We start from the raw sequence: 19,477 nt of genomic DNA, 5'->3' as shown, positions 1-19,477 counted from the left end.
CCGAACTCCCCTCATACCCGGCACCGGCCGCCGCACGGTCAAACATATCTACTTTTCTAGATTCGATAAAGGGTTGCGATGAAGAGAACCTCCCTCACCGTCCTGGTGCTCGCCCTGGGCGTGTTCGGGATCATCACCACCGAGATGGGCATGGTCGGCGTGCTCCCCCAGGTCTCGGCCGAGCTCGGCGTCGCGCCGTCCGCGGCGGGATGGCTGGTGGGGGTGTTCGCCCTGGTCATCGCGGTGTCCGGGCCGTTCACAACGCTGCTGGCCTCCGGTGTCGACCGCAAGAAGGTGCTCGCCGCGGCGATCGCGGTGTTCGCCGTGTCGAACGCCGTCTACGCGGTCACCTCGCAGTACGAGGTGATGCTGGCCTTCCGTATCGTCCCCGCCCTCTTCCATCCGGTGTTCTTCGCCGTCGCGCTGGCCACCGCCGCGCGGATGGTGCCCGCCGAGGACACGACCCGGGCCACGACGACCGTGTTCGGCGGGGTGACCGTCGGATTCGCCTTCGGTGTGCCACTGAGTTCGTATCTCGCCGAGCATCTGTCCCTGGCGTCGGCGTTCTGGTTCGCCGCGCTCGTCAATCTGGCCGCCTTCCTCGGCATCCTGCGGTTCGTCCCGGCCATGCCCGTCGGCCGACGGATGTCGTACGGGGCCCAGTTGGGCATCCTCAGGCGATCACGTACGTGGCTGACGATCGTGTCGGTCGTTCTCGTCTTCGCGGCGATGTTCTCGGTCTACGGCTACTTCGCCGAGTACCTGGGACAGGTCACGCACATGGACGGCACGTGGGTCAGTGCCATGCTGATGGCGTTCGGCATCGTGATGATCGCCGGGAACTTCGCCTTCGGTGGCTTGTTGCGACGCAGCCTCATAGGCACTGCGGTCGCCTATCCGGTGTTGTGTCTGGTCGTGTATGTGCTTCTGTACGCGGTCGGTCCGTCGTTCGCGCCGATGGTGTTGGCCGTGCTCGTCTGGGGCGCGGTGCATTCGGGCGGGCTCGTGGTGAGTCAGAGCTGGCTGGGACGCGACGCCGCCGACGCCCCGGAGTTCGGCAACAGCCTCTTCATCTCGTTCTCGAACCTGGGCATCGCCGTCGGAACCGCCGTCGGCGGATGGGTCATGAGCGGCTACGGAACCCGCCAACTCACCTGGGCCGGGGCCGCGTTCGCGGTCGCCTCCGTGCTGGTCATGGGACTGAGGCTGGGCATGGACCGGATCGGCACGCGTCGTACCCCCGCGCTGCCCGACCCTGCCGGGCCGATGCTCGGAAAGGTGCCCACGGCCTCGCGGGAGACCTTCTAGCTAGGGTGGGCGGGCCAGGAACCGATCGAAGGGCGATGCCTCATGGGAACGACAACGGGTGGCGAGGATGTCCGCGACGGGGAGCGGGAGGATCTTCTGGCGATCGTCGCGGATCAACGCGGCAACTTCCTCTACACGCTCACGGACATCACCGAGGAACAGGCCGCTCTCGCCACCACCGTCAGCGAGTTGACGCTCGGCGGTCTGGTCAAACACCTCGTCGAGATGCAGCGCACCTGGCTCGCGGTGATCGACGGCACGGGGCCCGCGGAGGTCGGCCAGGGCGAGCTGGACCCCGACCGCAACCGCGTGGCCGGGAACGAGACCCTGGCCGGGCTGCTCGACGCCTTCCACACGGTGGCCGCGGAGTTCGATCGCACCGTGCGGCAGGAGCCCGATCTCGACCGGGTCCTGACGCTCCCGTTGTTTCCGTGGGCACCCGAGCCGATCACCTGGACCGTTCGGCATGTGCTGCTGCACGTCTTCCGGGAGATCGCGCACCACTGCGGGCACGCCGACATCATCCGCGAGGCGTTGGACGGTGCCAGCACCACGACGCACATGGTCGAGACCGCCGCGCGCGGCAACCGCGCGGACTGAGCCGGACGCGGCGTGACGGCAGGGGTACGCACGACGGTGGTACGGGCGACGGTGGTACGGGCGACGGTGCTACGGACGGCGACGGAACGGAAGGCGACTGGCCGCGGGCGTGCCTGACAGCGGTACGCGCGAGCGGTACACGCACGTGGCACGCGCGAGCGGATACACGCACGTGGTATGGGGTCGCAGCAGGCACCTTGGCGGGGAACACCCGCCCGGTACGGGCCCGGAGCGAGGCACCAACCCTCGCTCCGGGCCCGTACCTCTTCGCGTGACGACATGTGCGCCAGGGTCCCCGTAATGTCGCTTCCTCGGGCGTCACCATGCGGCCGAACGAGTGGCTCCTGGCCGGCTCCTGGGCGCACGGCGGCGGAATTCAGGAGACTGGCCGTCAACGCGAAGGTGGGCGCCCGACAGTTTGTACCGAACGTCGATTTCCGGCCACAACACAACGCCCCTTACGCTGCACCACATCAGTCACCAACAGTCGGCCGGGAGAGAAGGGCGACAACATGACCCCCGAGACCAGCACGCTTGGCACCATCGATGCCACAACTTCCCTGTTGCAGGCGGAACTTCCCCGCCTGGAGCAGCACCAGCAGAACCTTCAGAACGAACTCGCCGCCGTCACCGAGCGGCTGGAGTCGGTGCGCACCGCACTGACGGCGCTGCGCGCGCTGTCCTCCACCGCCCTCCCGTCTGCGGACGCGGCGACGCGGACGATCGAGGCCACGACCGCCTCGAAGCAGGAGAACGCCGAAGCCACGGACGTCACCGCGGTCGGTGCGACCGACGGGGCCGACGAGGCACCGGCGAGTGCTGCCGCTCCTCTGATTCCGCAGCAGGCGCAGGAGTCCGTCGACGCCGTCACCCCCGCACAGGCCCCGCAGGATCCTCAGAGCTCGCAGGAGTCGCAGGAGTCGCAGGAGTCGCAGGTGCAGGCGGAGGTTCCGGAGGAGGAACGTTCGGAAGCCGCGCCGGAGCAGGAGGCGGCCCCCGCCGCCGCACCCGCGCGACGCACCGCCCGTAAGGCGGCCGCGCCCAAGGGTCGTAAGCAGGCTGCGGCCAAGCCGAAGAACGAGCAGGCGCAGACGGCCAAGAAGGCCACCGGCTCCAGGGCCGCGGGTTCAAAGACCGCCAAGCCGGCCTCCGCGACCAAGACGCTCGGAGCGAGCAAGGCGACGGCTTCCGCCAAGGTTTCCGTCTCCACCAAGGGTTCTGCCTCCACCAAGAAATCCGCTGCCGCCAAGAGCTCCGTTGCCGCCAAGGCGGCGAAGGACGCCAAGGACGCCAAGCCGACCAGGGCCAAGGCGTCGAAGAAGACCGCGGCTCCCGCGCCGGCCGCCGACGACAACGGCAGCCTCACCGAGATGGCCATCAAGGTGCTGTCCACGTTCGGCGACACCCCCGTCCGCGCCCGCGAGGTCACGAAGGCTCTGGGGCGTGAACTCACCCCCGGCAGCATCAACACCGTGCGCAGCACCCTCGACCGGCTCGTCGCCACCTCCCGCGCCCACCGCGCCGGCCGGGGTCTCTACCAGGCTCCCGCCAACTGAGCAGCCGACTGGTCCACCAACCGGTTCTTCTCCCGCGCGCCTTCGGAAATCCGGGAGCCTCAAAAGCCCGAAAGCCCCAGAAGCCCGGGAGCTTCGGAAGCCCGGGAGAACCCTGCACCGCGCTCGCCCTCGTCACGCCCGTACTCCGGATCCGTGACGAGGGCGAGCGCGGTGTGTGACGTGGTGCGGTACGTGGCACGGTGGAAAGCCCTGGACGCCCCGCAGAAGTCGTGAGTCCGTGGTCCCGTGGTCCCATGGTCCGTGGGCATCGTGGTCGTGGGTCACGGAAAGCTGTGAACGCCTGTGCACCCCCTCGGCGACCGGATGCCCTCGGACCGCGTTAGCCTCGAAGTCCCGGGCCGACGGCCCGGACAACACGGATGAGAAGGCGAAGGTGGCTGCGATGGCGAAGGTTCCGGCAGCGGCGGTGGCGGCAAGCGGGCTGATCGGCGGGTACGCGGTCGCACGGTGGACCAAGAAGCGTCCGCTGGGCGGGGTCGCGCTCGCCGCAGCGGGCGGCGTCGCCGCGTACGAGTGGAACCGGCAGGCCGGGCCGCGCGCGGCCGCCGGACTGACCGCCGCCTATGTCGCCGCGTTCGCCGGTTCGCACCCGCTGGCCAAGAAGATCGGCGCCTGGCCGTCCGTCTTCGCCGTGGCGGGCGGCATGGCCGCGGCGTCGTTGGCGGTCACTCGCTGCCGCTGCTCCGGCTGAAACCGTCCGGAAGCGACGCGGCCCGGGCGGTCCGCGAGCGGTACGGCCCGGCCGCCCGATCGGTATGCCCCGGGCCGCCGAAGCGGTATGTCCCCGGGGGACGGGCATCCCGGGGCGCCCCAGTCGCCCCGGCCCGGCCCGTCCGAGCCGCCCGGCGCACCCGGACCGCCCGTTGTACACCCCCGGGACCACGCCCCGGGCCCGGTCGTCCGCCGTCGTCCGCCGTCGCCCATCACCGACCGCTCATCACAGACCGCCGGCCCCCGACCACCGCCCGCGACGCCGCCGGGCTACGCCCCCAGCACCCGCGTCACCGTATGGATCAGCAGCCCCGCCAGCGCACCCACCACCGTGCCGTTGATGCGGATGAACTGCAGGTCACGGCCGATGTGCGCCTCGATCTTCTTCGACGTCTGCTCCGCGTCCCAGCTCGCGACCGTGTCACTGATCAGTGAGGTGATCTCCGCGCGGTACGTCGTCACCACATAGACCGCCGCGTCCTCCAGCCAGCCCTCCAGCTTGGCCTGCATCCGCCCGTCCGTCGCCAGCCGCGCGCCGAACGTCAGCAACGAGGCCCGCGCCCGCAGCCGCAGTTCGCTCTGCTCGTCGTCCGCCGCGGCGATGATCATCGCGCGGACCGACGCCCAGGCCGACGCGATGACCTCCTGCACCTCACCGCGCCCCAGGATCTCCGACTTCAGCCGCTCCACCCGCGCCCGGGTGTCCGAGTCCGCCTGGAGGTCGGCCGCGAAGTCGGTGAGGAAGGTGTCGATCGAGGCGCGCGCCGGATGCCCCGGCATGTCCCGCATCTCCGTGACGAAACGCAGCAGCTCCTTGTAGACGCGCTCCCCCACCCGCTTGTCGACGAACCGCGGGGTCCAGCCGGGCGCCCCGCCCTGCACCGCCTCCATCACCGAGTCGCCGTGCAGCACCAGCCAGTCATGGGCCCGTACGCAGATCAGATCCACCACTCGGCGATGACCGCCGTCGGCGACGACCTTCTCCAGCATCTTGCCGAGCCCGGGCGCGATCTCCGCCGCGTTCGCCCGCCGGGTGATCGCCTCGCCCACCACGGCCTGCACATCGGAGTCGCGCAGCACCGTCAGCGCACCGCGCAGCGCGGTCGCCAGCTCGGCGGTGACCCGGCCGGCATGGGCGGGCTCGGCCAGCCAGGCGCCGAGCCGGCCGCCGATACCGAGGGCGTGTATACGGCTGCGCACCACGTCGCCGGAGAGGAAGTTCTCACCGACGAAGGAACCCAGGGACTGCCCGAGCTGGTCCTTCTTGGTGGGAATGATCGCGGTGTGCGGGATCGGCAGGCCCAGCGGACGCTTGAACAACGCCGTCACGGCGAACCAGTCGGCCAGCGCGCCCACCATCCCCGCCTCGGCGGCCGCGGCGACGTAGCCCGGCCAGCCGCTCACTCCCGCGTGCTCCGCCCAGGTGGCCAGCACATACACCAGCGCGACCAGCAGCAGAAGGCCCGTGGCCGTGGCCTTCATCCGGCGTACACCGCGCCGCTTCTCCTCGTCGGCCGCGGTGTACGCGAACGAGGCGAGTGGGGCCGGGCGGCCGCCCGGTCCGGGACGGGCCGCGCCCGCCACCCGCTCCGGGGCACGCCCCGGACGCCCCGCGCCCCGTTCCCCGGGGCCGCCGGTCCCTCCCGTCCCGTCCGCCCCGCCGGTTCCGTCGGTCCGTTCCATCGCTCCACCCGTCCGCATACGCATCACCCCCCGGTGTCCGTACGCATTGTGCCTGTCTGTCCTACTCCCACGCCGCACGTGGAGTTCCCGACGTCTGCTTCATCATGGGACCAGCCCTACCCGTACGAGGAGAAACACCGTCCATGCCCAGGATCCGGGGACGTGCCCCGCTCATCGCCCTCGTGGCGGCCACCGCCGCACTCGCCGCCGGGGCGGCGTCCGCCGGTCCCCTGCTGTTCCCCGGTTCCCCGTGGTTCTCCGGCTCCCTGCCGCGTTCCGTCCCGGACACCGGTACGCACCCCCAGCAGACCGCCGAGCCCTTGATCCGCGCCTCCGCCTCACCTGTAGCCCCGGCCGTACCGGCCGCACCCTCCGCACCAGCTTCCTCGACCGCGTCCTCCACGCCCACTCCCTCGGCCGTACCGGCCGCACCCGCACGTTCCACCGGCCTCTGGCTCGCCACCTGGTCGGCGGCCCCCACGGCCGGGGTGGACGACACGTACCCCGGCGGCGCCCCGGCCCGGCGCACCATCCACAACATCGTGCACACCAGCATCGGCGGAGACGCGGCGCGCATCACCGTGTCCAACCTCTTCGGTACGCGTCCGCTGGTCGTGGACCACGCCGCGGTCGACACCCGCCCCGTGACGTTCCGCGGCGCCACGACCGTGACGATCGCCGCGGGCGGACAGGTCGTCAGCGATCCGGTCGTCGTCCCGGTCGCCGCCGACTCCGACCTCGTCGTCACCCTGCGTACCCCCGCCGCCGAGGGCCCGGTGACCGCGCACCCCCGCAGCCACCAGACGTCGTACGTGGAGGACGGGACGGGCGTCCGGCGCACCACGGACTGGCGCTACCTCACCACCGTCGACGTGCGCGCCACGACCGCCACCGGAACCATCGCGGTCATCGGCGACTCCCTCACCGCCGGCACCGGCTCCGCACTCGACAAGAACAGCCGCTGGCCCGACGTGCTCGCCGACCGGCTGCGGGGCCGGTACGGGGTGGTCAACGCGGGCATCGCGGGCAACCGCGTGCTGCGCGACGGCACCGGCATGCGTGCGAGCGCCCGCTTCGACCGCGACGCACTGGACATCGCCGGGATACGGACGGTGGTCATCGCCCTCGGCATCAACGACGTGCAGAAACACCCGCAGGAGACCGACCCGCGACGCATCGCGGACGCCCTGCGTTCCCTGACCCTGCGCGCCCACGCACGCGGACTGCGGGTCGTCGGAGCCACGCTGATGCCGTACGAGGGGTACCGCACATGGACTCCCGCGCGGAACGCCGTACGGGAACAGGTCAACGAGCTGATCCGGGCGGGCGGGGTCTTCGACGCGGTCCTCGACTTCGACGCGGTGGCCCGCGACCCGCACCGCCCGGCCCGGCTGCTGCCCGCCTACGACTCCGGCGACCACCTCCACCTGAACGACGCGGGCTACCGGCGCCTGGGCTCGTCGGTGGATCTGGTGAGCCTGATGGACCCGGCGAGCCCGACGGGTCCGACGGGCTCGGTGGGCCTGGCGGAATCGGCCGGCGGGGCGGGGTGGCCGCACCGGCAGCAGCCCGTCGGCGGCCCGTTCTGACGCCGGGGCGGTCCCGTCCCACCCCTGCGCGGCTACGACTCGGACAACGCGCTCGACGCGACCCGAGGAAGGCCGAACGGGAGCGAACGAGAACGAACGGGATCGAACGGGATCGAACGGAAGAAGGAACTCGAAGGAACCCGAGGACCCCTAAAAGCCGTCCCGCCCCTCCCCCTTCTCCAGCCGCCCCCGCTCGCGTCCCAACTCCCGCTCCCGCTCCGCCTCCTTGAGCCGCTGCCTCTCCGCCTTGCTCCTCTTGCGTTCCACGCCGACACCGCCCATCAGCGCGAACCCGGTGATCCGCACGCGAGGCGCGTCCGGCGACGGGACGCCTTCGTCCTTCGAACTCTCCCCGAAGCCGCCCATGATGCCGATACCTCTGACCTCGACGTTCAGCTCCGGCGGAACCGTCACATGGATGCCGCCCATGATCGTGAAGCAGCGGATGACCACCTCGCGGTCCTCGAAGTTCGCCTCGCGCAGATCGATGTCACCGCCGCCCCACATCGCGAAGCCGGTGAACTTCCGGCCCACCGTCCAGTTGCCCCGGCGGCCGAACCCGCCCCAGAGGGCGAACCCGCCGCTCGACGTGGCCGGCTTGCCGATCCGGTCCGCCCAGCGCAGCTCCGAACCGGTCGCCGCAGAGGCCCGACCCACCGGACGCACCTGGGTGCCGGGTGCCGGCAGATCCCGGACGAGCGGTTCCAACTCCCTATGCGTACGCGCCTTGTAAGCCGCGTCGAGCCGCTGCTCGAACTCCTCCATCTCCAGCCGGCCCTCGGCCACCGCCTCGCGCAGGGTCTCGGCGATGCGCTCACGCTCGGCGTCGGAGGCACGCATTTCAGGAAGCTCACTTGTCATACCGTCCAGCCTATTGAACCCCGCGTGGCTCCGTCACCGGCCCACATGCGCCCGCACGCCGTCGGCCGACGCGTACATCTTCGCGATCACCGCCTCGATGTCGGGCTCCCGCACCGAGAGGTCGACCAGCGGATGGTCCGCGGCGATCCGGGCGACCAACGGCGCGGCCGACTCCGAGGCCGGGAAGGAAAGCCACTGACGCGGCCCCTCCACCTTCACCGTACGCACGAAGGGCGCCGACTCCAGCCGGATGGGCGGGAGTTCACGCTCCAGGTCGACCACCAGCATCCGTTCGCTCCGCCCCGCCTCGTGCAGCCCGGCCAGCGCGCCGTCATACATCAGCCGACCGTGATCGATCACCATCACACGCTTGCAGAGCTGCTCGATGTCGGTCAGATCGTGCGTGGTCAGCAGCACCGTCGTACCGCGTTCCGCGTTCAGGTCCCGCAGAAAGCCACGCACCTTGGACTTGGAGACGACATCGAGGCCGATCGTCGGTTCGTCCAGGTACAGCACCTCGGGATCGTGCAGCAGAGCCGCCGCGATGTCGCCACGCATCCGCTGCCCCAACGACAGCTGCCGTACAGGTACGTCCAACAGCTCGCCCAGATCGAGGAGTTCGACGCACCGGTCCAGGTTCTCGCGGTAGCGGGCGTCCGGAATCCGGTACATCCGGTGCATCAGCCGGTACGAGTCGCGCAGCGGCAGGTCCCACCACAGCGTGGTGCGCTGGCCGAACACCACACCGATCCGGTGCGCCAGCCTCGTGCGCTCCCTGGACGGGTCGATGCCCGCCACCCGCAGCCGGCCGCCGCTCGGGGTGAGGATGCCGGTCAGCATCTTGATCGTGGTCGACTTGCCGGCACCGTTCGGGCCGATGTACCCGACCATCTCGCCGCGCGGAACACGGAAGCTGATCGAATCGACCGCCCGCACCTGACGGCGTTCACGCCGCAGGAAACCGGTCCTGCGGCGCACGTCGAAGACCTTCTCGACGTTGTCGAGCACGATGAAGTCGGCCTCTCCACCGTTCTCGGTGCCGGACTTTCCAACGACCTCGGCGGTGGCCTTTCCAACGGACATCCCACCAGCCCCTCCCCCGGCCATCCCACCAGCCCCTCCCCCGGCCTTCGCACCCGCTCCTGCACCGGCCCCAGCGCCGACAGTGCCACCGGGACGGCCCCTTTCCCCCGTGCGGGTGCCCTCCCCCGCCGCCATCCCCGCCTCGGCCTCCGCCTCTGCGTCCATCTCCGATACCCCTGTTCCTGTCCGTGTCCCGGTCCCGGCCCTTGCGGCTGTGTCCGCGCCCGTACCCGTGTCCGCGTCCGTGTCCGCCCCGTACCGCTCCTGCCTCACGCCTCTCGGCCTGCGTCTCCCGCCCCTTCGCCCCTCGTGCCGTCCCCGCCCCGCATCCCGGTCAACTGCCCGTGCTGCGGTACGCGCGCAGGCCCTTGCGCCAGGCCAGGCCCGCGCCCACCCAGCACAGGGCGGCCACCGCCGGAGGCAGGAACGCCACCCACTCCGGCAGCCCCAGCGGGTACTCCCGGCCCAGCACGTACAGCGCGGGCAGCCAGTTCACGAACGCCAGCGGCACCACGAACGTCACCCCGCGCACCAGGTCCTTCGCGAAGATCGACGGCGGGTACTGGAGCAGCGTGTTCCCGCCGTACGTGAAGGAGTTCTGCACCTCGGAGGCGTCCTGCGCGACGAACTGGAACGCCGCCCCGGCCACGAACACCGCCGCGAAGATCGCCGCCCCGCTCAGCAGCATCAGCGGGACCACCGCCACCTTCAGCGGTGTCCACTCGATGTCCAGCACCACCAGCGCGTACCCGAGGACCAGCACGCCCTGCGTGATGCGCCCCAGCCTGCGCAGCGCGAACCGGTCCGCCGCGACCTGGGCCAGCACCGGCACCGGTCGCACCAGCAGCGTGTCCAGCGTGCCGTCGCGCACCCGCCGCCCCAGCCGGTCCATCGAGCCCGTGACCAGGTCGGCGAGACCGAACGCGGTGCCCGAGGCCCCGTACAGCAGGGCGATCTCCGGCAGCGAGTAACCGCCCAGCGCGTCGACGTGCGAGAACATCAGCATGATCGCGACGAAGTCGAAGGCCGTCACGGCGAAGTTCCCGAACGCCGTCATCGCGAACGAGGCCCGGTACGCCATGGTCGAGCGCAGCCACATCGTCGCGATCAGCCCATACGCCCGGACCCCCTCGACGAACCGCGACCGCTCGGCGAACACCACCGCGGGCCGGTCGGTCCCGGCCCTCCCTGCCGTCTCAGCCACCCTGAACCACCACCCTCCGTGTCGCCACCGACTGCAGCAGCCGTCCCGCCAGCAGCAGCGCCAGCGCCCAGCCGCCCTGGAACGCGTACGCCTTCACCAGCCCCCACCCCGTGTGCTTGCCGAGGAGCACATCGGCCGGCACCTGGAGCAGTGACGACCACGGCAACACCCGAGCCACCTCGCCCAGCGCCCCGGGAAACAGTGTCAGCGGCAGCAGCATCCCGGAGAAGAACAGCCCGGCCAGGGACGTGATCTGCGACACCCCCGCCCCGTCCAGCAGCCAGAACGCGGAGAGTGCCACGAGATAGCGGATCGCGAAACTGACGACGACACCGAGCGCCACCGAGACGAGAAAGGCCGACCAGACCACCGGCGAGTTCGGCAGAGCAAGTTCGAAGGCGAGCGAACCCAACAGCATCGGCGCCGCACCACGACCCAGCAGATGGAAGGCCGCGCGCCCCAAGTCTCCCGCCAGCCACCACAGTTGGAGGTCCACGGGACGGTAGAGGTCGACCGCCACATCACCCGTCCGGATGCGTTCGATCAGTTCGTCCTCGAAGCCGCCGCCCATCATGGCGCAGGTCATCAGCAGTGCCTGCCCCAGCCATACGTAGGTGAGCGCCTGGGGCATGTCGTACCCGCCGAGCCGCGGACGCTCGTCCCACAGGGCCACGTAGGTGTACGTCATGATGAAACCGAAAACGGTGTTGGTGAACACTCCCGCTGCCGTGGCGGTCCGATATGTGGCGTAGCGCCGGAAGCCGCCCGCCGCCACCACCGCGTACAACCGCACCTCATCGCTCCCGTCACCCGGGTGCCGAGCCACCGTCAGGCACCAAAGCGCACGACATTAGCCCCATGTGGGCGGTCGCCGCGAGCGCTTTTCGGCGGTCGATCCGGTGCGTATCAGCCAGAAATGTGCACTATGGGGGAAGTGACCGCGGCCGAGGAGTCTGCATCGACATGAGCGACGAGCCACAGCAGCCGAGCGGGAGACACGAACCCGGCAACCGGCCCTCCGGGGCCCCGTCCGCCCGCGCCGACAGCAGCACCGGCACCGCCGGAATCACCGACGCCACTGACACCACTGACACCGCTCGCATCACCGATGCCGTCGACACCGCAGGTGCCGCTGGTAGCGCAGGCACTGTCGGCAGGAACAACAACACCGACGCCACCGGCAACGCCGACCCCGGACGGCACGACGGCGGCGGCACCGACGAGCCGGGGGAGAGCGACGGCTCCGACGAGTCGCAGGAGGACGGACACCCCGAGCGGACCGGCCGACGCCGGATCGCCGTCGCCCTGCGCACCGCCTTCGGCGCCCTGCTCCTGGTGGCCCTGCTCCTGCTCGGCGGCCTCGTCGCCGGATACGAACTCGTCGACATCCCGGCCGCCAACGCCAACGCCACCGCGCAGTCCAACGTCTACCTCTACCGGGACGGCAGCGTCATCGCCCGTTCCGGCAAGGTCAACCGGGAGAACGTCAGGCTCTCCCAGGTCCCGCTCACCGTCCAGCGCGCCGTCCTCGCCGCGGAGGACCGCGACTTCTACTCCGAACGGGCCATCGATCTCAAGGCCATGACCCGCGCGGCCTGGAACACCCTCACCGGCAAGGGCACCCAGGGCGGATCGACCATCACCCAGCAGTACGTCAAGAACTACTACCTGGGCCAGGAACGGACCGTCCCGCGCAAGGTCAAGGAACTCTTCATCGCGGTCAAGCTCAACCGCGAACAGTCCAAGAACCAGATTCTGGAGGGCTACCTCAACACCAGTTACTTCGGCCGCAACGCCTACGGCATCCAGGCCGCCGCCCTGGCCTACTACGGCAAGGACATCGGCCGGATCACCACCGCCGAGGGCGCCTACCTCGCGTCCCTCCTCAACGCCCCCAGCGCGTACGACATCGTCGTCCACCCCGAGAACAGGACCGCGGTCCTCGCCCGCTGGCACTACGTCCTCGACGGCATGGTCAAGGAGAAGTGGATCAGCCCCGCCGAACAGGCCGCCATGAAATTCCCCGTACCCGGCAAGGTCAGGCCGCCCACCGGACTCTCCGGACAGCGCGGCTACATCGTCCAGGCCATCGACGACTACCTCGACGCCCACGGCGTCATCGACGAGAACACCCTGGCCACCGGCGGCTACCGGATCACCACCACCCTGGAGAAGAAGAAGCAGAACGCCCTCGTCAAGGCCGTCGACGACAACGTCACCTCCCAGACCAGCACCCAACGCGACATCGACCGCCACGTCCGCGTCGGCGGCACCTCCATCGACCCCGCCACCGGCCGGGTCGTCGCCATGTACGGCGGCTTCGACTACACCAAGCAGTACGTGAACAACGCGACCCGCCGCGACTACCAGGTCGGCTCCACCTTCAAGCCGTTCGTCTTCGCCTCCGCCGTCGCCAACGGCTCCACCACCCAGGGAGGCCGCCGCATCACCCCCGCCACCATCTACGACGGCACCACCAAACGCATGGTCCAGGGACGCAACGGCCCCACCGGCTACGCCCCCGCCAACGAGGACGACCGGAGCTACGGCCGCATCACCGTGAGCAGTGCCACCGACCGGTCCGTCAACGCCGTCTACGCCCAGATGGCCCAGGACGTCGGCCCCGCCGAGGTCGGCAAGACCGCCGTCGCCCTCGGCATCCCCAAGAACACCCCCGACCTCACCGCTTCCCCCTCCATCGCCCTCGGCGTCGCCACCGCCAGCGTCCTCGACATGACCGAGGCGTACGCCACCCTCGCCAACCACGGCGTGCACCACGCGCACACCCTCGTCGACAAGGTCAGCAAGGACGGCGAAGACCTGGCACTGCCCGGCCGGAACACCGCACAGGCCGTGCCCCGCGAAGCCGCCGACACCACCACCTGGATGCTCCGGAGCGTCGTCGAGGACGGCACCGGCACCGCCGCCCAGTCCGCCGGCCGCGCCGCCGCGGGCAAGACCGGCACCGCCGAGGAGGACCGGGCCGCCTGGTTCGCCGGGTACACCCCCGACCTCGCCACCGTCATCGCCGTCATGGGCCAGGACCCCGAGACCGGTGCGCAGAAATCGCTCTACGGAGCACTCGGGCTCTCCCGCATGAGCGGCGGCGGACCACCCGCCCGGATCTGGGGCCAGTACACCGGCGCGGCACTGCTCAACGGCGCGGCCAAGGACTTCGACCTCCGCCTCGAGAACGGCTTCGACGAAGAAGACCTCGAGTACGCCGAGTGGGAGATCGAGGACCCCTACGACAACGGAAGGTACGACAACGGAAGGTACGGCACCACAAGACCGCACGAGGACCTCTACGGCCCACCGGCCCACCGCGGATCCGCCCCGCCCGCCAAACCGCGGAAGCCCGCAAGCGGCACACCCACCGGCGCCAGGACGCGGGGCACCGGGGCCGGGCACACGACCGGGAACGGCAACGGGGGCGGGGGCGGGGGCGGCGTCGGCCACGGAACCGGAGGCGCCACAGAACACGCACCCCGCCCGGGCACCGGGGTCACTCCCGCGCCCCCGGACACGCACACCCCCCGGGCCACACCCCCGCCGCACACCACCACGGCACCGCGTCAGTGACCGGACGTCACCTTCAGCCCCACGACGGCCACCAGCAACAGGCAGACGAAGAATATCCGGGCGGCGGTCGCCGGCTCACCCAGGACCACCATGCCGAGCACCGCCGCGCCGGCCGCACCGATGCCGACCCACACCCCGTACGCCGTACCGATCGGCAGCGTCCGCGCCGCATGGGACAGCAACACCATGCTCGCCACGATCCCGAGCCCGGTGAACACGCTCGGCCACAGCCGCGTGAATCCCTCCGTGTACTTCATACCGATCGACCAGGCCACTTCCAGGAGACCGGCGAGCACCAGCAGAACCCACGCCATGACGACACCTCCGACAAGACAGAAAACTCGAACTACACAGGTGCGTCGTCTTTGCGAATCCCGGTACGGCGCGTCTCGTCGGGTGGATCCACCGTAGCAAAGCACACGCAAAAGGCCCGGTGACCTCGGTCACCGGGCCCCTGCACGGCACACGCAACACGGCACTCGCACCCCGCGCGCCAGGTCAGCGCGAGGTGAACGGCACGGGCCGCGGACCGGGCTACAGATACAGCCCGGTCGAATCCTCCGACCCCTCGAACCGGTCCGCCGCCACCGCGTGCAGATCCCGCTCACGCATCAGCACATACGCCACACCGCGCACCTCGACCTCCGCACGGTCCTCGGGATCGAACAGCACCCGGTCCCCCGGCTCCACCGTCCGCACGTTCTGCCCCACGGCGACCACCACGGCCCAGGCCAGCCGACGGCCGACCGCGGCCGTCGCCGGAATCAGGATCCCGCCGCCCGAACGCCGCTCGCCCTCCGGCGCATCGGACCGGACCAGCACACGGTCGTGCAACATGCGGATGGGCAGCTTGTCGTCGGTGTTGTTCTCACTCACGACCCGCAACCTACCTGTCCGACGCCGCTCCGCACGCCTCCGGGGTACACAGAGCGCCGCATCACTTCTTCCGGCGCTTCCTCGACGACGCGATCAGCCCCACGACACCGACCGCGAGCAACGCCACCGGCACGACTCGCTCCAGACGCGGCGCCCCGTCCTCGGTCACGAACTGCGCCTTCACGTCCGACACCGCCCGGTTCACCGCGACGAAAGCCCGACCGGCCGTCCGGTCCACCGCCTCGGCGGCCTTGGCCTTCGCATCGTCCATGATCGTCTTCGGGTGCACCCGCACCCCGATCTCGTCGAGCACCACCGCGAGCTGTTCACGCCTGCTGATGATGTCCGCCTCGATCTGCGCAGGGGTCCTGGCATCCGACACCGCGCCGCCTCCGTGGTACTCGTCCGTCAATCTTCATCGACAGTCTGTCAGCTCGACCGCCCACGCACCCGGCGGCACCCCTATTACGCTCGGTCCCGTACACCGCACGCGCCACTTGAGGAGAACCATGAGCGAGCGACTCCAGCCCGGCGACACCGCCCCCGCCTTCACCCTCCCCGACGCCGACGGCAACGAGATCTCGCTCGCCGACCACAAGGGCCGCAAGGTCATCGTCTACTTCTACCCGGCCGCCCTGACCCCCGGCTGCACCAAGCAGGCCTGCGACTTCACCGACAACCTGGAGCTGCTCGCCGGCGCCGGATACGACGTCATCGGCGTCTCCCCCGACAAGCCCGAGAAGCTCGCCAAGTTCCGCGAGAAGGAAAGCCTCAAGGTCACCCTGGTCGGCGACCCCTCCAAGGAGACCCTCACGACATACGGCGCCTTCGGGGAGAAGAAGCTCTACGGCAAGACGGTGACGGGAGTCATCCGTTCCACGATCGTCGTGGACGAGGACGGCAAGGTCGAGCGAGCCCTCTACAACGTCAAGGCCACCGGCCACGTAGCCAAGATCATCAAGGACCTCGGCATCTGACCCCGCCGCTCCGATCCCCGGCGCCCGCCCTGCGACATCCGACCCCTGGCGACCGCCCGCGACATCCGATCCCCAGCGCCCGGCCCCGGCATCGGGCCCGGCTCCCCGGCTCCCCGGCTCGCGCCCAGGAGCACCCCGAACGGCCCAGCGCGGATGAGGAACACCCGCATGCCACGGGAAGCACCCGCATGTGAGGGACGTCACATTCGGCCGCCGCACCGGTTTGAGGCCGCCATGACAGCGCAGAAGCCCTTCCTGGAACACCCATCCGAGGAAAGGACCCGGTCATGGCGGCCCCCGACCCCCACCAGGCGGCCGATCCGGAGGCGGTGAAACGCCACCCCACCCTCTTCCGCGCGATCCGGCAGCGGAAGAACCCCAAGCTGCGCCGGACGGACATCACCGTCACCGACGAACAGGCCGTCCGACGCGCCGTGAAGGCCGCGTCGCTCGGCAACGCCATGGAGTGGTTCGACTTCGGGATCTACTCCTACCTGGCCGTCACGCTGGGCCATGTCTTCTTCCCGTCCGGGAACGACACCACCCAACTCCTCTCCTCCTTCGCCACCTTCGCCGTCGCCTTCCTCGTACGGCCCCTCGGCGGCCTCTTCTTCGGCCCCATGGGCGACAGGATCGGCCGCAAGAAGGTCCTCGCCCTCACCATGATCATGATGGCGCTCGGCACCTTCGCGATCGGAGTCATCCCCTCCCACGCCTCGATCGGCCTCTGGGCCCCCGCCCTCCTGATCCTCTTCCGCCTCGTCCAGGGGTTCTCCACCGGCGGCGAGTACGGCGGCGCCGCCACCTTCATCGCCGAGTACGCCCCGGACAAACGCCGCGGCTACTTCGGCAGCTTCCTCGAATTCGGCACCCTGGCCGGCTACGTCGGCGCCGCCGGACTCGTCACCGCCCTCACCGCGCTGCTCGGCTCCGCCCAGATGGAGAGCTGGGGCTGGCGCATCCCGTTCCTCGTCGCGGGCCCCCTCGGCCTGGTCGGCCTCTACCTGCGGCTGCGCCTGGACGAGACCCCGGCGTTCCGGAAACTGGAGGGCGGCACGGTCCACGCGACGGACGCCGCCGACGGGGTCGAGACCATGGCCAAGGGCGACCTCGCCACCGTCTTCCGGCAGTACTGGCCGACGCTGATCCTCTGCGTCTGCCTCGTCGGCGCGTACAACATCACCGACTACATGGTGCTGTCGTACATGCCGACCTATCTCTCCGACGAACTCGGCTACAGCGAGACCCACGGCCTGCTCGTACTGCTCGCGGTCATGGTCCTCCTGATGCTGGTCATCAGCCGGGTCGGCCGGCTGTCGGACCGCTTCGGGCGCAAGCCGCTCCTGATGACCGGCATGCTCGGCTTCTTCCTCCTCTCCCTCCCCGCGTTCCTCCTCATCCGCCAGGGCGGCATGCTCGCCATCACGGCCGGCATGCTGATGCTGGGCCTCTCCCTGGTCTGCATGCTCGGCACCATGTCCGCCGCCCTCCCGGCCCTCTTCCCCACCCACATCCGCTACGGCTCCCTCTCGGTGGGCTACAACCTCTCGGCGTCCCTGTTCGGCGGTACGACCCCGCTGGTGATCACGGCCCTGATCAGCTGGAGCGGCACCGAACTGATGCCCGCCTACTACGCGATGGCCGCCGCCCTGGTCGGCGCGATCGCCGTGGCGTGCATGAAGGAGACCGCCCGAAAGCCCCTGGCCGGCTCCCCGCCGTCGGTGGAGACCCCCGAGGAGGCGGCGGAACTGGCCGCGTCCCAGACACCGGACCCGAAGTTCTGACCCGGAGGGGCTGTACGGAGGCCCGAATGGAATGGTCCGTGCCGCTTCAGCTTCACCTGAAGCGGCATGGACCATTCCACATCTTGTCGGATATAGGACGTAACTCTCCGAAAAACGGACCGTTACTCCGTACGAGACCGCGAACGCGCGGCCGGATACGGAGGGGATCGATGACCCGTCGATACACGCGAGACCTGCTCGAAGAGGCAGCACGCAAGACGAACACCTACGACGACGCGGTCCGCTGGTGCGGGGGCACGCCCACAGCGGGCAGCAGGCGCTATCTGCGGCAGAAGATGGCAGCGGCGGGGGTGGACACCTCACATTTCACGAAGAAGTGGGTTCGCCACTCGGACGAGGCCCTTCGGGAATCCGTAGCGGCGTCCACCTCGGTCAAAGAAGTTTTGCAACGACTGGGAGTCAGCCCCGTGGGCGGCAGCCACACGCACTTCAGTCGAAGGATCGCCGCGCTGGGCATCGACACAACCCATTTCGCGAAACGCCGAGGTGGCAACGAGGTCCCTCATGGCGGGCTGCTCGTGCTCGGCTCTCCGCAGGACGGGCGAATCCACCACGCTCGGCTCCGGCGAGAACTTCTCCGGCTGGGAGTGCCGGAGCGCTGCGCGAGATGCGGAACAGGCACGATGTGGAACGGCAGGCCGCTGAGGCTTGAGGTGGATCACAAGAACGCCGACTGGTGGGACAACCGGCCGGAAAACTTGCGGTTCCTCTGCCCCAACTGCCACTCCGTGACCGACACCTACCGCGGGCGGAAACGGACAACCGGATGAGCGCCCCGAAGTACACGCGCGACTTGCTGGTGCGGACCGTGGCCGAATCGGTCAGCATGGTGGACCTGATGCGCAGACTCGGCATCGCACTCGCCAGTGGTCCGCACGCCTATCTGAAGAGGCGTCTACGGCACTACGGCATCGACACTTCACATTTTCACGAAGAATCCCTGCCGGAACGGGAACGCCGTTCCTACCCAAGAGAGTTGCTTGCCGAAGCGGCGGCGCATTCCCACAGCATCAGGGAAGTGCTGGAGTACATGAATCTCCCCCCACATGACAGCCCATACGGCCACATCCGCAAGAAGCTCGATCAATACGGCATCGACACCTCGCACTTCACGCGTGGCCGTCGCTACGAAGCAGGCGTCCTGGATCGAAATGAGTTGGCGGCGGCGGTCGAAGCATCGTTCAGTGTCTCCGCCGTACTCAGGCTTCTCGGCCGTGCCAACAACGGCGCATCCCGCGCTCTCGTGAAGCGGAGCATTGAAGCGCACGGCATCTCGGTCGAGCACTTCACCGGACAGGGCCATTTCCTGGGAACGGCGTCTCCCCGCCGCAAACCTGCGGCGGAGATCCTCACACGGCTCGCCCCGTCAGCGCCCAGAACGAGAACCGTACGACTGCGACGCGCCCTTGACGACCTGGGCGTACCGCACCAGTGCGAAGCCTGCGGCCTCGGGGACGCCTGGCAGGGCAAACGTCTGGTCCTGGAGATCGATCACATCAATGGAGACCGACTGGACAATCGTCGCGAGAACTTGCGGTACCTGTGCCCGTCCTGCCACAGCCAAACAGGAACTTTCGCCAATCGCTCCCGCCCATCCTTCACAACGCAGTAGTATGGCGCT

Annotated in this window: 18 protein-coding genes and 1 riboswitch; of the genes, 10 read left to right on the top strand and 8 right to left on the bottom strand. The window is 69.7% G+C overall.

The features are described from left to right. Window positions 1-78 precede the first annotated feature (78 nt). From ACFYXM_RS20890 to ACFYXM_RS20875, 4 genes are all read left to right on the top strand, one after another. Entirely contained in the window at window positions 79-1,308 is a 1,230-nt protein-coding gene (locus ACFYXM_RS20890) for an MFS transporter (protein ID WP_389291249.1), read from the top strand. Window positions 1,309-1,350: 42 nt separating this feature from the next. Beyond that, a complete protein-coding gene (locus tag ACFYXM_RS20885; RefSeq protein WP_389291248.1) occupies window positions 1,351-1,908 on the top strand; it encodes a DinB family protein in 558 nt (185 codons plus the stop codon). Between the two features lie 512 nt (window positions 1,909-2,420). Next, entirely contained in the window at window positions 2,421-3,464 is a 1,044-nt protein-coding gene (locus ACFYXM_RS20880; RefSeq protein WP_389291247.1) for a hypothetical protein, read from the top strand. 403 nt (window positions 3,465-3,867) lie between these two features. Next, on the top strand, window positions 3,868-4,176 hold the full coding sequence (locus tag ACFYXM_RS20875; RefSeq protein ID WP_389291245.1) for a hypothetical protein: 309 nt from the start codon (window positions 3,868-3,870) through the stop codon (window positions 4,174-4,176). Window positions 4,177-4,466: 290 nt separating this feature from the next. Here ACFYXM_RS20875 and ACFYXM_RS20870 read toward each other — a convergent pair whose 3' ends face one another. Continuing rightward, window positions 4,467-5,879, bottom strand: coding sequence for a DUF445 domain-containing protein (locus tag ACFYXM_RS20870; protein ID WP_389291243.1), 1,413 nt, complete (start codon window positions 5,877-5,879; stop codon window positions 4,467-4,469). Between the two features lie 143 nt (window positions 5,880-6,022). Here ACFYXM_RS20870 and ACFYXM_RS20865 point away from each other — a divergent pair, with 143 nt between their 5' ends. Next, window positions 6,023-7,468, top strand: coding sequence for an SGNH/GDSL hydrolase family protein (locus ACFYXM_RS20865; RefSeq protein WP_389291241.1), 1,446 nt, complete (start codon window positions 6,023-6,025; stop codon window positions 7,466-7,468). Between the two features lie 150 nt (window positions 7,469-7,618). On the opposite strand, the gene ACFYXM_RS20860 is transcribed toward ACFYXM_RS20865, so the two are convergent. The 4 genes from ACFYXM_RS20860 to ACFYXM_RS20845 all read right to left on the bottom strand — a co-directional run bounded on the left by ACFYXM_RS20860 (window position 7,619) and on the right by ACFYXM_RS20845 (window position 11,409). Beyond that, the gene (locus ACFYXM_RS20860; protein WP_389291275.1) at window positions 7,619-8,308 is read right to left on the bottom strand and encodes a DUF1707 domain-containing protein; all 690 of its coding nucleotides are present in this window, start codon (window positions 8,306-8,308) and stop codon (window positions 7,619-7,621) included. A gap of 54 nt (window positions 8,309-8,362) precedes the next feature. Continuing rightward, entirely contained in the window at window positions 8,363-9,412 is a 1,050-nt protein-coding gene (locus tag ACFYXM_RS20855) for an ATP-binding cassette domain-containing protein (RefSeq protein ID WP_389291239.1), read from the bottom strand. Between the two features lie 334 nt (window positions 9,413-9,746). Then, window positions 9,747-10,616: an ABC transporter permease gene (locus tag ACFYXM_RS20850; RefSeq protein ID WP_389291237.1), complete on the bottom strand. Its 870-nt coding sequence runs from the start codon at window positions 10,614-10,616 to the stop codon at window positions 9,747-9,749. Beyond that, window positions 10,609-11,409, bottom strand: coding sequence for an ABC transporter permease (locus tag ACFYXM_RS20845; protein WP_389291235.1), 801 nt, complete (start codon window positions 11,407-11,409; stop codon window positions 10,609-10,611). Before ACFYXM_RS20845 ends, ACFYXM_RS20850 begins: the two co-directional genes overlap by 8 nt. A gap of 170 nt (window positions 11,410-11,579) precedes the next feature. Between ACFYXM_RS20845 and ACFYXM_RS20840 the strand changes: the two genes are divergently transcribed. Continuing rightward, window positions 11,580-14,198, top strand: a complete 2,619-nt coding sequence (locus ACFYXM_RS20840; RefSeq protein WP_389291233.1) for a transglycosylase domain-containing protein — start codon at window positions 11,580-11,582, stop codon at window positions 14,196-14,198. Here ACFYXM_RS20840 and ACFYXM_RS20835 read toward each other — a convergent pair. From ACFYXM_RS20835 to ACFYXM_RS20825, 3 genes are all read right to left on the bottom strand, one after another. Next, entirely contained in the window at window positions 14,192-14,512 is a 321-nt protein-coding gene (locus ACFYXM_RS20835) for a DMT family transporter (RefSeq protein WP_389291231.1), read from the bottom strand. The genes ACFYXM_RS20840 and ACFYXM_RS20835 overlap by 7 nt on opposite strands. A gap of 39 nt (window positions 14,513-14,551) precedes the next feature. Further along, a riboswitch (guanidine-III (ykkC-III) riboswitch) is annotated at window positions 14,552-14,615 on the bottom strand. 117 nt (window positions 14,616-14,732) lie between these two features. After that, entirely contained in the window at window positions 14,733-15,035 is a 303-nt protein-coding gene (locus ACFYXM_RS20830; RefSeq protein ID WP_107430514.1) for a co-chaperone GroES, read from the bottom strand. 100 nt (window positions 15,036-15,135) lie between these two features. After that, window positions 15,136-15,456 carry a DUF3618 domain-containing protein gene (locus ACFYXM_RS20825; protein ID WP_389291229.1) on the bottom strand — a complete coding sequence of 107 codons (321 nt, stop codon included), beginning with the start codon at window positions 15,454-15,456 and terminating at the stop codon, window positions 15,136-15,138. A gap of 127 nt (window positions 15,457-15,583) precedes the next feature. On the opposite strand from ACFYXM_RS20825, the gene bcp reads away from it, so the two are divergent. From bcp to ACFYXM_RS20805, 4 genes are all read left to right on the top strand, one after another. Continuing rightward, window positions 15,584-16,051, top strand: coding sequence for a thioredoxin-dependent thiol peroxidase (gene bcp, locus ACFYXM_RS20820; RefSeq protein WP_389291227.1), 468 nt, complete (start codon window positions 15,584-15,586; stop codon window positions 16,049-16,051). A gap of 287 nt (window positions 16,052-16,338) precedes the next feature. Continuing rightward, a complete protein-coding gene (gene proP / locus ACFYXM_RS20815) occupies window positions 16,339-17,835 on the top strand; it encodes a glycine betaine/L-proline transporter ProP (RefSeq protein WP_389291225.1) in 1,497 nt (498 codons plus the stop codon). Between the two features lie 170 nt (window positions 17,836-18,005). Further along, window positions 18,006-18,626, top strand: a complete 621-nt coding sequence (locus ACFYXM_RS20810) for an HNH endonuclease (protein ID WP_389291223.1) — start codon at window positions 18,006-18,008, stop codon at window positions 18,624-18,626. Continuing rightward, a complete protein-coding gene (locus ACFYXM_RS20805; protein ID WP_389291221.1) occupies window positions 18,623-19,468 on the top strand; it encodes an HNH endonuclease signature motif containing protein in 846 nt (281 codons plus the stop codon). The genes ACFYXM_RS20810 and ACFYXM_RS20805 overlap by 4 nt, the downstream gene beginning before the upstream one ends. Window positions 19,469-19,477: the final 9 nt, after the last annotated feature.

Origin of the sequence: Streptomyces sp. NPDC002476 (assembly GCF_042889785.1) — a bacterium.
In the GTDB taxonomy this organism is placed as follows: Bacteria; Actinomycetota; Actinomycetes; order Streptomycetales; family Streptomycetaceae; genus Streptomyces.
The sequence above is the reverse complement of the archived record's forward strand: the minus strand, read 5'-3'. Positions and strand labels throughout refer to the sequence as shown.